This is a genomic window from Nitrospira sp. ND1 (assembly GCF_900170025.1).
Lineage (GTDB): Bacteria > Nitrospirota > Nitrospiria > Nitrospirales > Nitrospiraceae > Nitrospira_A.
In genome coordinates this window covers 3,257,304-3,271,872 of sequence record NZ_FWEX01000006.1, presented here as the reverse complement: position 1 = coordinate 3,271,872, position 14,569 = coordinate 3,257,304, and the positions used below count along the sequence as shown (strand labels likewise).

The window sequence follows — 14,569 nt, the reverse complement described above, 5'->3', positions numbered from 1 at the left end:
CCCGTCAGTGAACGGCATTCCCTCTAGCCACGGCAGAGGCCGAACGGGATCGGTCCACCATGTCCTGAACGAGATCAAACATTTTCGGAACCACCACATCCGATCGATAATAGGTCTCGAACGTTCGCTGCCCCCCCTGCCCGATTCGTCTTCGGAGCGCCTCATCGTCCACTGCCGAGACAATCAACTCCGCCAGTTCGTCGGGCGTCTTCCCTAACAAAGCGTTAACCCCGTGCTCGATTTCAGGCATCGCCAGGCTGCTGTTCTCATGCATGACGACACAGCTGCCGAGTGCCCAGGCGAGCAGAATTCTGGTATTCCCCACCAGAAAGTCGGCGTTCACATTCGTGAGCACCAGGAAAACGGACGACGCTCGGAACTCCTCATTGATGTCCTCCACCCACCCGCGAATCTTGACCCGGGGATCGTTGAGCGCGGCGTCCGAAGCGGCCGACGGAGTACCTTTCCCCAGCAAATGAATTTCAAAGGGGCGATCTTTGAACCGGGCCGCAAGTCGGGGCAAGAGTTCCCGCCCCAGGTACGTCAGCGCAAAGGTATTGCCGGTCGCGCCGAGATTGCCGACACTGCCGATGATTTTGATCGGGCACGTCTGCGAGACGGACAGCGAGACGGGCCGCGGTGCGGGTTCGACGACCGGCCACATGTTTTGCAAATAGATCGAATGCGGATGCCCGTGAGCCCGGTAAAACTCCGCATCCAATACTGAATTGTTGGCCGTGACCTCGCAGGCATTCATCATGCTGATATTAAGCCGCTTTCGCCGTTCATTCCGCACACGCTCGAACCACAACCACAGACGATCCCCCATCGACGCCGTCGGGAGCCCGAACAAGTCGGGATGTCGGAGTCGCGCCTGCATCGGCAAATGGTCCGGGTTTCCGTAATACACGAACTTCGGAACGCCTGAAATGTGATAGGTCGCAGCCAACGCCTCCCAACTCCAAATACTCAGAATGGCATCCGCACCGGACTCACGCACCCGCCGTTCCACCATGCTCCCGAGACCGGAGGCGGGAAACAGGCGGCCCAAGGTCAACGAGGTGAACAACCGTCCAAGTCGCGACACCAGACCCCGTTTAGAGGACACATCCGCCACATCCTCGACATACAGCATGGGGCAGACCACAACGCCGGGAAGCTTCACCTCGCGAAGCGTCTGTTCGGCCTGCTGCGCGGCCTTGCTTCCGCGAGGGTCCCGGAAGATCACTTGGAGACATACCGAATGTCCGAGCTGCTGTGCCTTCTCCACCACTTCATGCCCCACGACCTCGATCGCTTCACCGCCGGAATGAGGCGCATTGGACAACAGGACAAAAATCTTCATTGAACGCGCCGGCCGGGGCTCGGGAACTGATCCTGCCCGGTCGGAAACCGTACCGGCGTCCAGCGTTGCTGGTCGTGGGCCAGACGCATGGCGTCCATGACAACCTGCGCGCGCCAGCCATCTTCAAATGAGGGGGCCGCTGAGATTCCGGACCGAATGGCACCCGCGAAACTCTGGGCAACGCGACCGACCAGCAGGGTCCGTCCGTCAGTCACTCCTTCACCGCCCATCGACGCGACCGGTATGTCCCGCAATGCCCCAGTCGTCATATCCGACTGATACAGCCTGGTGCCGATGACGGTTTCGGCCAGGTTGGCATTTCCAACGAGCAACGCCCCGCGCTCCCCGTACATCGTGAGCCAGTGTCCGCGTCCTCCGGGTGTCGCATTCGACACCGTGATCGATACGGGAATGTCGCCTTCCAGCAGCAGCATCGCGTCCAAAGTATCCGCCGCGACGGGACGATCCATGGGAACGAATTGCGCTGGTCCGCCCCTGGTGCTCAGACGGGCGGCCACGCTCCGGACGGGGCCGACCAACCATTGAAGGTAATCGACGACATGCGCCCCGAACGCAAACAACACGCCCCCTCCGAAAGACGGATCAAACTGCCACGACCAGGCACTGTTTCCGGCGGCGCGCCCCCGGACCGTCCATTCGACGGTCACTCTGATGATCCGCCCGATCTCGTGGCCATCGAGCAACTCCTTCAATCGAACCCGCTCCGGAGCCATCCGAAACATATAGTCGACCATGCAGACCCTGTCGCTCGCGCGAGCCAGCTCCCACATCCGCGCGGCCTGGCCGGCATCGACGCCGAACGGCTTTTCACACAACACATGTTTACCTGCCCGCAACGCCGCCGTCACCACATCGAAATGAGCCGACGGTGGAACGGCGACGACGACCGCCTCAACCTTCTCATCGTCGATCAACTGCTGCCACGAATCGTGGACGGTCGGAATGCCCAACGTCTGCCCAGCCAGCGCCGCCTTGCGACGATCCTGCCCGGCGATCGCCATGACCTCGACGCCTGGAATAGTTCGGAACGCAGGCGCATGGACCTTCGCGCCGAACCCGGTCCCGATGATGCCAACGCTGAGTTTCGCCATGCGACGCTCCGGGCCCCGGCGCTACCAGTCGAGAATGACGGGATCGGGCAACGGCATGATAAACTTCGACCGCAATCCCTTGCTGCGCAATTTCCGAGGGATCGTCTCTCCCAGATGCCACGCCAAGACCAGCGCGTACTCCGGTTGATCTTCAAAGAGACGCTTCTCATCCACCACCGGCACATGCGTGCCCGGCGTGAACAATCCCACCTTGAGTGATGTCGCCTGCTCGGCCGTGTAATCCAGATAGTCCGGACCGATGCCGCAATAGTTCATCACCGTGCTCGACCGGCCGGGAGATCCGATGCCCGCGATCCGATGCCCCTTCATCTTCAAGTCCGACAACAGGTGCATGAGTTTCCATTTGGATTGCCTGACGCGCTGGGCGAAGGTGGCGTACAAGGCAGACCCGTAGAGACCGTACGATTCCTCCTGTTTGACCAACTCCTGGAGCCGGCCGCTGGGATTATTGCCGGTCCCTTTCACGGCATAGACCCGAATGGATCCGCCATGATTCGGAATTCGCTCGGCATCGACCACGCTGAAGCCAAACCGCTTCATCATATCCTGCATCGGCTTGATCGAATAGAAGCGCAGGTGCTCGTGGTAGATCGTGTCATATTGCAACGTGTCGATCAGATCAAGCAGATAGTGCGACTCGGAAATGAACGTGCCCCGGTCCCCCAGCAACGCATGAATGCCGCGGAGACAGGGACCGAGGTTGGCGACATGCGCAAAGACGTTGGCGGCCGTAATCAGGGATGCCGGCCCTTCCTTCTTTAAAATACCCTGCGCGACGTCCTCGCTGAAGAACGCCTGCAGAGTCGGAATCCCTCTCGAATTGGCGATCTTCGCGATACCCGTCGGCTCTACGCCCAACACGCGCATCCCTCTCGCTTTGAATCCCTCCAAAATCGTGCCGTCGTTCGATCCGATGTCGATGACCAGGCTCCCGGGCTGAAGGCCTAAGGTCTCGATCACCTTCCCGGCCATCGCATCAAAATTACTTTTAAGCGCGCCGGTAATTCCGGTCATGTAGGGATACCCCTCGTAGAACAATTCCGCAGGGTCGACGGAATAATCGATTTGCACAAGCCCGCATCGTTCACAGCGAAAGAGGTGTAACGGATAAAACGGCTCGGGCTTGGTCAATTGTGCCGGACGCACCAATGAATCGCAGGGTGGATGGTGGCCGAAATCCATGATCGTGAGGAGCGGCTGATGCCCGCAATTCTGGCAATGGCTGAAATGGCCGCTGACCATTCCTGCCGGCTCGTCACTGACGAGCTGACCGGACGCGCGCGCGGTGCCGCCGTCCTGCTGCGAAGAACCAGTTGACCTCTCACCTGCCATTGCCGTCTCCTTTCAAAGGTTATCTCATATGCATCGCTACGGCCGCTATCGCGGCCTGGTTGCACCAAGGCCGGCGACACACCGGCATTCCATGCGATTCATTTCGGCGCCGACCAGAGTCGCGCCACGGCCTGCCACGACCAGAGCGACGCCGTCTTGATCCACAGCACCGTCATGACGGCCGCTGCCATCATCATTTTTGCCGAAAACGGCAACCCCACCCGATAGGTCAGCACATACACGGCGAGCACGGCGCCCATACTCCAGAGCGCACCCGTTTCAAGCCCGTAGGGGCACCCGAACCGGCGCGCCAGAACAAACCGCATCCCATGCAACGCCAAAGCGCCAAAGACCGCCGCACTCGTTGCCCCGATGACACCGAACAGCCAGGTGGCGGCAGCGACCAACCCCACCGTCCCGAGGCTCATCAGAATCGACGACCAGGACAGTAGGACGTTTTGACGCACCGTCAGCAGGTACTGAGTAAACGGCATTCCCATGCTGTGCGCAAACACGAGCAGAAACCAGATGGGCACCAGCTCGGCCGCCCGATCGAACTTCCCATGCGTTAAAAGATGAATCACCTCGGCAGAAAACAGCGTGACCAGAATGCCTCCTGCCGCCACACAGAGGTACCACAGCGACACGGCCTCTTCAACTTGTCGCTGCGACTGGCGAGGATTCCCCGCAAACAACTCCAGGAACGTGGGCGTCATGGTCCGTGAATAGGCTTTGGTCACCGTGACGAACATTCCGCGATAACTTTGCGAATGGGCATAGATGCCCAATGTCGAGAGATCTAACCACCGCTGAATGATAAAGCGATCCATGCTGTTGGCCACCACGTCCATCAGACTGAACGGAATCGCCGGCAGACCGCTTTGAACGATTTGTTTGCTCCAATGCAGGCTGGGCCGCAGAGAGACCCGGCGAACCGCATAACGAAACCCGTGCAGGATGGAGGCAAGGCCCGCAGCGATCGGCGCAAGAAACATGGCCAGGATTCCGATCTTCATCACCGAGAGACCCACCAACGTCGTCGCCGCCCCTGCCGCCCACTGCAACGATTCGTTCATTGCATGGCTGACAGGCGCCCGTTCGATCACCATCAACGGACTGAGCGTCCCCCACAACGTCCCGGCCAACAACCCCAGCAACACCAACCCGAAATACTGCTGGTACTCGGGGCGATAGTCTCGAATCAGCTGCGGCAACACCAACGGAGCGAGCAACCAGAACAGCACCACCCACACGGTTTTCATCCCCAGATTGGCCAACAGCAGGTTGAACAGCAGTTCTTTTCGGCCGGACTCCGGTGTCGCGTGCCAATGGGTCGAGAGCACCCAGTGGTCCCCGGTCGAGGCAAGCGGCGTCACCAGCATGGCAAGGGCAGTGAGAATGGCGACGGTGCCAAGATCAGCCGGGTCGAGGTAGTACGTCGTGATCGGAACCATGACGCCGACCCCTATCAGGGTTTGGAGCAGCGTCGGGAGCAGAAACCACAGGAAGCTCCTATCCACCACCGGCCGACCCTTTGAGGCTGAGTCGCCGAGCACCGCCACGGTCAGAGATTGCCACGGTTGACGACCTCCAGGATGCGCCCGACCGAGACAGACGGGGATTCACGACTGGTATCCACGACGATGTCGGCCTGGAGCGGCTCCTCATAGGGGTCGGACACGCCGGTGAACTGCTGAATTTCTCCCCGCAACGCCTTTGCGTACATGCCTTTGACGTCACGTCGGATGCATTCCTCAACCCCGCAGCGCACCCACACCTCGACAAACGATCCCGGCCCTCCCACCTTTTCAATCATCGCACGCACTTCGTTCCGGACGGCTCGAAAGGGTGACACTGCAGCCACGATGCTGCAGACTCCGTGCTTGGTCAACACCTGGCAGACCCACCCGATCCGCAGGATGTTCGTGTCCCGATCGGCACGGGAGAATCCAAGCCCTTTAGAAAGATGGGTACGGACGACATCGCCATCCAACACTTCCACGTTGGTCAGGCCCTGCGCCAGCAGGCTTCGAAAGAGCATGTTGGCCAGAGTCGTCTTGCCCGCACAGGGTAACCCGGTCAGCCAGATGGTCAACGCCTTCTTCAACTTAGGTCCCACCCTCCAAGCGCAATCTCATGCCGAACGTCACTCCAGAGATACAATCGTGAAGACCCCTTCCACCGGAAGCGAGCCTTCCCAACTCCAACGAAGAAAATGAGCCCGTCGCGCCCTGCCATATTGCTCCGCCACGCTCTCTTCGTCGAGGCGCGGGGCGATGGCCACAGGTGTTCCATTCGCGGACAACCGCGGACCGTCCAGCCATAACCGTTGCCTGGGGGTCACCACCGACCATCCGTTTTCCGCGGGTTGCAACGAACAATGGGGCGCAAAGGTCAACGTCCATTCGAGACGATGCGGGCGAGAACCGCTCATGGGACTGAACAGATGATCCGTGACACGCCACGACCCGTTCAGCCAGTCGGCTCGCAGCTCACGCCGGTGCCTCACCGGGTGAGAGAACCGTTCATATCCATCGTGGTCCGCCGCGGCCTGTTCCACCGGTCCACCGATGTCCCATTGAATACGATGCAGCCGGCTATCCGGGTGCAAACAAAAGAACTTCCCGGGAATGAGACGGTTCTGCTCCGCCTGATCCACCCTAACGGTTGAGTGGTAGAGGGTGCTGCGAAATCGATTATAGGATTGCGGGTCGGAAGTATAGAGAAAACAACCCGAATCCACAAGAATATCTTCCCCCCCGAGATGCATCTCCACTGCGAGCAGGTCGTTGTGCTTGTGGGTTCCGACGCCCCTCGATCCAAGCGGATTGCAGTTGAGCAAGGCATAGTCGGCCCGCCCGCGCAGTATATAGAGCCCTGCCTCCGGAAAGGCCCGGCTCCCGCTCTGCGCCGAGACAGGCTCCCTCCTCCACGCGGCACAGCGGAGACCACCGAACCACAAACCCTCGACCCACGAGGGGCCGGACGCGGACCACCAGTCCGGACGATCGAACAACACCGCGCCTAAGGCGAGCAGGTGGCGGTGATCCCGAACATCGGCATGACCATAACCAGTCAGAATATGCAGGCGACCATTATCGCCGTCTCCGATTTGCGGAGCCAGACCATTGGGCTTGGTATAGCCCTGGACAAACTCACACATCTTCTCCAAACGATCATGGAAGGTCGGCGGCAACTCCAACCCATGGCAACGGCACAATACGGCCGACGACAGAAACATTTCCGTCACCAAGCGGTGATAGGACAGGCTCGACTCATAGTGTGCGCCGTCGGCAAGCACCTGCCGATCCATCTCACGCACCAACTCTCGAAGCGCAAACGCCTTCCAACCCTCTGCATCATGGACTTCCTTCAAGCAGAGGCCGAGATAGAGTAATCCCACGAGATCAGCCAGGTAGTGATTGGTCGTCACGCCGTCGTCCCGAACTTCGAGATTGTCCATGAGGAACCGGCCGTGAGCCACCAGCGACGCAAGCACCTCCGTCAGCCACACCTCTGTCATGAGCGGCGACTCCGCCAACAGCGAGAGCGACCACAACCAGTTGACGGCGCGGATCGCAACGTCCATGGGGCAGGCCCAGTTGACCCCACAGCCGGTCGGATTGGCTTCGATCCAACCGGTCAGTTGTGCGATACATTCCCTTGCGTACGTGGGGGCTCCGGTCAGGAGAGCGGTCTGCGCCAGCAGCACGAGGTGGTGACCACGTGACAATTCCCATGGCACCTTGATATCGACTCCGACCTCATGGCCATGGGCCACGTCGAGAAAGCACTGATCGGGATTCCAGCGGTAGCCGGACTTAAAATCCCGATGCCAGTCGATCGTCGTTCCCAATGCGACGGGGCCGGAACCCAGGAGGTCGAATACATGCCCGCATATCCGGTCAGCCGATTCGACGGTCGCCTCCAGCTCGGCGGGCGCCTGCTGTTCATAGAGCGCGCGAATCGCCGCCACACTCTCCGGTGAAACCGGAAGACGCTGCGCCAGTGAGCCACGTATTCGCCCCACCACAGCAGGGAGGTCTTCGGGAGTGACGCCTAACGCGGCTGCCAGTTCTCCTCTCGCGATCCGGTAAGGTTGACGCAAAACGTGAGCACGATGCCGCCGCGAGCGGAAGGGACGAAGGGCCTTGCGGATGCCCATGCGCACCGTTGCAAGCAGTCCGATGTGCTGCACTTTCGACAGGAGACGAGCTGCAAAATCGAGCGGTGCCTCGCTACCCATGGCAGTCGCTCCAAACGATGCTCTCGACAGGGAGGAGGAGACGGCTGAAGGTACCCGACGGGCTGTCACGGCACCCGATTGCTAGCAAGCTGCGGAAACACTCGATGGTTGCGCAATAGGCTACGATCAACTCATGCGCCGTGGAGGCATAACGATAACCCGCAGGATGCGCAAAAAGGCCATCCAGCAAGGCCGCAGCAAGCGAAGAGGCGAATCGTACACTCATACCCGCCCACCCCGAGCTTGCCAAGACAGGCTCTTGTCCCGTGGCCGTACGGTGAGTCTCTGAGGTTCACGACGCGCGGAACAACGCGCGTCACGTTTGTGAACGCCGCCGAGACGTGAGGCGGCCGTGTCTTGCGAGAACGCCGCTGGCGGACTTTTTCCGCATCCTGCTAGATTGAGCGCACTAGGCAAGATACGCCTTCCACCACAGCGCCAGGTTAAAGAGGTACCAGCTGCGAGGGTCGCGCTGCCGGCACACCAGATCCAGCACCGCAGCTTTGTCTAGGATATCGGTCCGGTCGCAAAAATCGGCAAGTGTGTCCTGCATCAACGTACCCAGGCGGCCCTGCATCCATTCCTGCACCGGCACACCAAATCCCTGCTTCGGCCGATCGATGATCGCGTCCGGAATCACCCCGCGTACCGCCTGTTTGAGCAGCGTCTTGACCACGCCCCCTCTGGTCTTGACCGCCTCGGGAACACTCATGGCCAATTGCACGAACTCATGATCGAGAAACGGCACCCGCGCTTCCAGACTCGCCCCCATACTCATCTTGTCGACGCGCATCAGCAATAACTCGGGCAGCCTGAAATTGAGGTCGAGATAGCTCATCCATTGCAACGGGCCCTGCTCCCAGGCCTTGGCCTGGAACCGTTTATGGATCGGCCGGATAGCTTCCCAGGACGTCAGGTGTCGAAATTGTCGCTGCAAACGCGGCGAGAGCAGGCGTTGTTTCAGGGCTTCCGGAAAGGCTTCCGCGCCGCCCCAGAACACGGGTTGATGGAGGATCCCGCGTCTCAGCCGTTCGTAGTGAATGCTCTCCCCGTACCCGCACCATTGCAATCCGTGAAGGCCAAGACGTTTCAGCAAGGACGGCACCGGCCAATGGTTCCATTCCTCAAGCATCTTGGATGTTTTCCAGGAGGGATAGCCCCAGAACAGCTCATCGGCTCCCTCACCGACCTGGCAGACAATCACGCCGTGTCGGCGTGCCAGCTGAGACACATAAAAGACCGGGACACAGACGGGATCCGCAATCGGTTCATCCTGCAGTGCGACCATGCGTGGTAAGAACTCGATGAGATCATCGAGGGACAGCAATCGTTCGTGATGGTCCGCACCGACCTGCTCCGCCATGAACCGGGCGTGACTCAGTTCATTGCGATAGCTCGGATAATCACCGTCATAGCCGATCGTAAATGTTCTGACGCGTTGAGTGTCTCCCTGCGAGAACAGGGCCGCGTTGGTGCTGGAATCGACACCTCCGGACAGAAACACACCGACCGGCACATCGCTCACCTTGCGAAGCGCAACCGACTCCCGCAATTTCTCCAGGACCCGAGCGGCGATGGCCCCATCCGTCTCCCCGAGCAGGGGGGACGTGTGATCCCACACATCCCAATACCGACGTTCTTCCATCGTCCCATCGGCGCGCACGCGAAGCCAGGTCCCGCCGGGGAGTTTCTTGATGCCGTCAAACAGGGTTTGCGGAGCCGGCGTCGTAAGGAACGACAGATAGTGGAAGAGCGATTCCTCGTGCAGCGCCCGCGGCTGCTCCGGGTCCTGCAGCAAGGCCTTGATCTCTGAGGCGAAGACCAGCCGGCCGTGGTGCAGGCTGTAATACAGTGGCTTCACACCGATACGGTCGCGAATCAACCACAATTCCTGCCGCCGCACATCCCAGAGCGCGATCGCAAACATGCCGCGGAATTTGGCTATGCAGTCGATGCCCCACGTCTCGAACGCATGCAGAATGACTTCGGTATCTGAATGGTCCGTCCGCCAGCGATGACCGCCCAGCGCCTCCAACTCACGCCGGATCTCCGTATGGTTGTAAATCTCCCCATTGAACGCCACCCAGAGGGTTTCATCTTCATTGGCCATCGGCTGACGGGCCGCCTCGCTCAAGTCGATGATCGAGAGCCGGCGATGCCCCAGACCGATCCGTCCGTGCGAGTCGATCCACAGTCCGGCCCCGTCGGGACCCCGATGGGCCAGACTGTCCCTCATCCGCATCAAATAGGGTTCTGAAATACGGAATGAACCGGGAGAGAGGACCAGCGCTCCGACTACACCACACATGATGAGAGGTTCCTACGATCGACGACTATGGCGGGAGGTTCTTGGTTGAAGAACGGACAGGAAAAACCCCTGCTACCGACACCGGCACTCAACGGGGCCGCCCGCATGATCGCTCCTGCCGACCTACGCACCGACAGACCGGCTGATGCTGCCGCCCGTCATGACACACCTGATCGAGACTCGCCCAGCTGCTGACGGTACCAGCTATAGGTCCGGCGCAAGCCATCCGCCAATGACGTCGCCGGCTTCCATCCCAGTGCGGCGATCCGGCTGGAATCCATCAACTTCCGCGGCATGCCGTCCGGCTTGGCACGGTCCCACTGCATGTCCCCTCGATATCCCACCACCTCGGCGACCAGCGCGGCCAATTCTGCGATCGCAATGTCCTGCCCTGCCCCGACATTCATGATCATCGCATCGGAATAGCGATCCATCAGGAACAGGCAGGCATCCGCGCAGTCGTCCACGTGCAGAAACTCACGCCGCGGAGCCCCGGTGCCCCACAGGGTGGGAGGGGTGCCCTGCTCACGCGCCTCATGGAAGCGCCGCAGCAATGCCGCCAGGACGTGCGCCGTCTGAAGATCGAAATTGTCGTTCGGGCCATACAGGTTCGTCGGCATGGCTGCAATGAAATCGCATCCATATTGCCGGCGATACGCCTGGCACATCTTGATGCCTGCGATCTTGGCCACAGCATACCACTCGTTGGTCGGCTCCAGCGGACCGGTCAGGAGGTACTCCTCCTTCATCGGCTGAGGAGAATCTCTCGGGTAGATACAGGATGAGCCCAGCAGCAGCAATTTCTTGACGCCGTGAACATAGGCGTGATGGATGACATTGGTCTGAATCGCCAGATTGTCATAGATGAATTCGGCAGGGAACGTGCTGTTCGCCAGAATACCCCCCACCTTTGCCGCGGCAAGATACACGTAGTCGGGCTTCGTCTCTGCAAAAAATTCGGCAACGCGCCTATTGTCACGCAAATCCAATTCTTTGCTGGTCCGGAAGAGCAGATTGTCACATCCCCGGGCCTCGAGCGCCCGCACGATGGCCGATCCCACCATCCCCCGATGCCCGGCCACATAAATGCGCGCGTGTGTGTCGATCACCTAGGCCCCCTTCGACGCGGTGCCCTGCAACTTCAGCCGTTCGGCTTCCACATCCGCCTCCACCATCATGATCGCCAGTCGGTGAAAATCGACCGTCGGTTTCCACCCGAGCTTCTGCTGCGCTTTCGCCGGATCGCCGATGAGGAGATCGACTTCGGTGGGGCGGTAATACCGCGGATCGATCTTCACATACCGCTGCCAGTCCAACCCCAGTTGGCCGAACGCCACATCGAGAAACTCGCGGACGGTGTGGGTTTCACCGGTCGCCACGACATAGTCGTCCGGCTCATCCTGCTGCAGCATGAGCCACATCGCCTCGACATAATCTCCGGCATATCCCCAATCCCGTTTCGCGTCCAAGTTGCCGAGAAACAATTCCTGCTGCAGTCCCAGTTTGATCCGCGCTGCCGCCTTCGTGATTTTCCGCGTCACGAATGTTTCGCCACGGCGCGGCGATTCATGATTGAAAAGGATGCCGTTACAGGCGAACAGGTCATAAGCCTCACGATAATTGACCGTGATCCAGTGGGCATAGACCTTCGCCGCGCCGTAGGGACTACGGGGGTAAAAGGGCGTGGTTTCCCGCTGCGGCACTTCCTGCACCTTGCCGTACATTTCACTCGATGAGGCCTGATAAAACTTGGGACGCAGCCCCGACTCACGAATCGCTTCCAACAATCGAACCGTTCCCAGGCCCGTGATTTCCGCGGTGTATTCGGGAATATCGAAGCTGACCCTGACATGACTCTGCGCCCCGAGATTGTAGATTTCGTCGGGTTGCACCGTGCGGATGATTTTATTCAATGAGCTCGCATCGTTGAGATCTCCATAGACCAGATGCAGCTTGGCGCCCGAGGTATGCGGATCCTGATAAATGCCGTCGATCCGCGCCGTGTTGAAGGAACTGGACCGGCGAATGATCCCATACACATCGTATCCCTTGGCCAGAAGAAATTCGGCCAAATACGAACCATCCTGGCCCGTGATACCGGTGATCAATGCATTCATTGAGCAGGCACTCCGATCGGTCTTCCCGGCCTAAGGAACCGGCACATCACTATCCATCCCCCAGGCGACACACCACCATGACCCCACTTGTGATAGATCTGCGACGCGGTGTCAAGCAACAGTACAGGTCCGCACCGACACTAGCCCGCATTATTCATGACGGTTCGTCGCGAAATCGTCGAGCCACGTCGCGAGACCGGCGCGCGGAGCCGTGAGGTCCCGAGGCGTACTCGTACAGTACGTCGAGGGGCCGAGGGGCGAGCCCGTCGGCCGAAGGCTCGTCGCAGCAGCGGATCGGCGATTGCAGCAGAAGCGCTCATGAATAATGCGGGCTAGAGACGTGAGCCGACCCGCCGCCTATGCAGACGGCTGCTGCTGCGAGGTGCCCTCATCCTGAGGGCTCCCCGGCTGCCGACCGGATCCGCCCCCTCGCCAGGCCGACCCCGTCACGGTGATGCCGACCGCCGCCAGCAGCCAAAATATGTGCGCTAGGCTGCCCATAAACATATAGTCGAAGAGATTGCGTACGGCGAAGCCGATGACGGCCAGCCCGATACCCGCAGCCAGCACCGACCACCTATCGTTCCATGCAGCCCGCCAGGGAATCGGAATGAGCCGGCGCAGGAGAGCGACAAAGATCCAGACAAAGCTGAGTAACGCGGGAAGGCCGCTCCCCAGCGCAACCATGAGAAAAGTGTTGTGCATGGCCGGAATGATGCGAGTCCCTTCAGACACCTGTGCCTGTGCCTCCGACGAGTATTCAGGGAATTTTTTCACGAACGAATTATTCCCGTATCCAATCCCGACCACGGGGTGCGTCGCCACCTGCCGCAATCCGATGGCCCAGACCGTCAACCTGGTGTCCACAGTGCTGGCGGCCACCGTATCGCGCTGAAATCCGGCCTGCGACGCGACCAGCAGCCCCGCTCCCGCCATCGCGAGGAGTCCCAGCACCCACAAAGCCAGACGCCGGCCACCCACCATCGCCGCAAATGCGATGCCTTGAGCCGCATGACCAAGCCATCCGCCACGTGTATAGGAAAAAAGCTGCGCGCCTCCCATCAACGCAAGCGCCAAGGCCTGTGCCGCCCGAAACCAGACCAGGCGACCCAGGACGATGAGGCTGCCGACCACGGGAATCGTCATCACCATGTAAGTACTGAGCCAGTTATAATCCGACCCGAACGCATTGGCCCGGATATACCGGTCTCTCCACGTGCCGCCCCTGTCGACAAAATCAACCAACGAATAGACGGCAAGCGCCGCTCCGGTCAGTGCCAGCGCCCAGAGAATCTGCTGCGGCAAGTTCTCCCGTCGACAGCGATCCAGCACGAGCAAGGACCAATAAAAGACCCCGGCCTGCGCGACGAATTTTTTCCATTCGGCAAAACTGTATGCGGAGTCGGTCGCGAAGGGAACGGTGCAGAGCACCCAGATCATGAAGAGCCACAGGGGAAGATCCAGCGGATTTTTGATCCAGGGACTCACCCGCTCGATCGCGCACATCCCTAGCGAAAGTACGACGAGCACGATGACGGCATGTTCCTGATAGCGGAACAGCATCGGGAAAAAACTCGAACAGGCGACCGCAGCCATCACATACCCTTGGAATGCCCAGAAGAGTGCATGGCCGGAAACGGATCGCGCGTCCGTGTGAACGGACCGGAGAGCGGAATCGGCGGGCGGCGACGTCACAACATTCGTTCCATCAGAGTCGCGTGTCACAGAAAGAGGCACAACGAACTACATCCATACACGTCACCCTCTCAGGCCGGACGCTCATACACCGCAACGAACGACGCGCAGAAGGCACAACCGCCCCTCATGCACAAGAACACCCCGCTCTCGGCCCCCGGTGGGATCGGATCGGCATGTCGGTATTCATGCGTGAAGTGGATCACCCGTTTACCGGTCTGACGGAGCAGGCGCGCACACAGGCTCGAACTCACCGGCTACGTTCACCGGGCATCGTCACGAGAAACGCTACGAGGGCTCTGCAGGACGGCAGTATAGAGAAATCGCGGGGGTTGCACAAGAAATGTGTCTTACTGACACACTCAGCGTAGGAGGTATCGCAAAATAATGCAC

Annotated in this window: 11 protein-coding genes; all 11 read right to left on the bottom strand. The window is 60.0% G+C overall.

All coding sequences use genetic code 11. The features are described from left to right. Positions 1 to 4: 4 nt before the first annotated feature. Positions 5 to 1,345 (bottom strand): glycosyltransferase family 4 protein, encoded by a 1,341-nt coding sequence (locus NSND_RS20015; RefSeq protein ID WP_080880669.1) that lies wholly within the window; start codon positions 1,343 to 1,345, stop codon positions 5 to 7. Then, positions 1,342 to 2,457, bottom strand: a complete 1,116-nt coding sequence (locus tag NSND_RS20010) for a Gfo/Idh/MocA family protein (protein ID WP_080880668.1) — start codon at positions 2,455 to 2,457, stop codon at positions 1,342 to 1,344. The genes NSND_RS20015 and NSND_RS20010 overlap by 4 nt, the downstream gene beginning before the upstream one ends. 21 nt (positions 2,458 to 2,478) lie before the next feature. Beyond that, positions 2,479 to 3,810, bottom strand: a complete 1,332-nt coding sequence (locus tag NSND_RS20005) for a class I SAM-dependent methyltransferase (protein WP_235000323.1) — start codon at positions 3,808 to 3,810, stop codon at positions 2,479 to 2,481. A gap of 98 nt (positions 3,811 to 3,908) precedes the next feature. Further along, complete coding sequence (locus NSND_RS20000; RefSeq protein WP_143833640.1) at positions 3,909 to 5,330, bottom strand: lipopolysaccharide biosynthesis protein; 1,422 nt, start codon at positions 5,328 to 5,330, stop codon at positions 3,909 to 3,911. A 44-nt stretch (positions 5,331 to 5,374) separates the two neighbouring features. Next, complete coding sequence (gene cysC, locus NSND_RS19995; protein WP_235000322.1) at positions 5,375 to 5,929, bottom strand: adenylyl-sulfate kinase; 555 nt, start codon at positions 5,927 to 5,929, stop codon at positions 5,375 to 5,377. A gap of 27 nt (positions 5,930 to 5,956) precedes the next feature. Then, positions 5,957 to 8,056 carry an alginate lyase family protein gene (locus tag NSND_RS19990; RefSeq protein ID WP_080880666.1) on the bottom strand — a complete coding sequence of 700 codons (2,100 nt, stop codon included), beginning with the start codon at positions 8,054 to 8,056 and terminating at the stop codon, positions 5,957 to 5,959. Then, positions 8,049 to 8,282: a hypothetical protein gene (locus NSND_RS21390; RefSeq protein WP_159450910.1), complete on the bottom strand. Its 234-nt coding sequence runs from the start codon at positions 8,280 to 8,282 to the stop codon at positions 8,049 to 8,051. The genes NSND_RS19990 and NSND_RS21390 overlap by 8 nt, the downstream gene beginning before the upstream one ends. Before the next feature lie 183 nt (positions 8,283 to 8,465). Continuing rightward, positions 8,466 to 10,364 carry an asparagine synthase (glutamine-hydrolyzing) gene (gene asnB, locus NSND_RS19980; protein WP_080880665.1) on the bottom strand — a complete coding sequence of 633 codons (1,899 nt, stop codon included), beginning with the start codon at positions 10,362 to 10,364 and terminating at the stop codon, positions 8,466 to 8,468. Positions 10,365 to 10,522: 158 nt separating this feature from the next. Next, positions 10,523 to 11,470 carry a GDP-L-fucose synthase family protein gene (locus NSND_RS19975; RefSeq protein WP_080880946.1) on the bottom strand — a complete coding sequence of 316 codons (948 nt, stop codon included), beginning with the start codon at positions 11,468 to 11,470 and terminating at the stop codon, positions 10,523 to 10,525. A 3-nt stretch (positions 11,471 to 11,473) separates the two neighbouring features. Continuing rightward, positions 11,474 to 12,481 (bottom strand): GDP-mannose 4,6-dehydratase, encoded by a 1,008-nt coding sequence (gene gmd, locus NSND_RS19970; RefSeq protein ID WP_080880664.1) that lies wholly within the window; start codon positions 12,479 to 12,481, stop codon positions 11,474 to 11,476. Positions 12,482 to 12,838: 357 nt separating this feature from the next. Beyond that, positions 12,839 to 14,176 carry an O-antigen ligase family protein gene (locus NSND_RS19965; protein ID WP_080880663.1) on the bottom strand — a complete coding sequence of 446 codons (1,338 nt, stop codon included), beginning with the start codon at positions 14,174 to 14,176 and terminating at the stop codon, positions 12,839 to 12,841. Positions 14,177 to 14,569 lie beyond the last annotated feature (393 nt).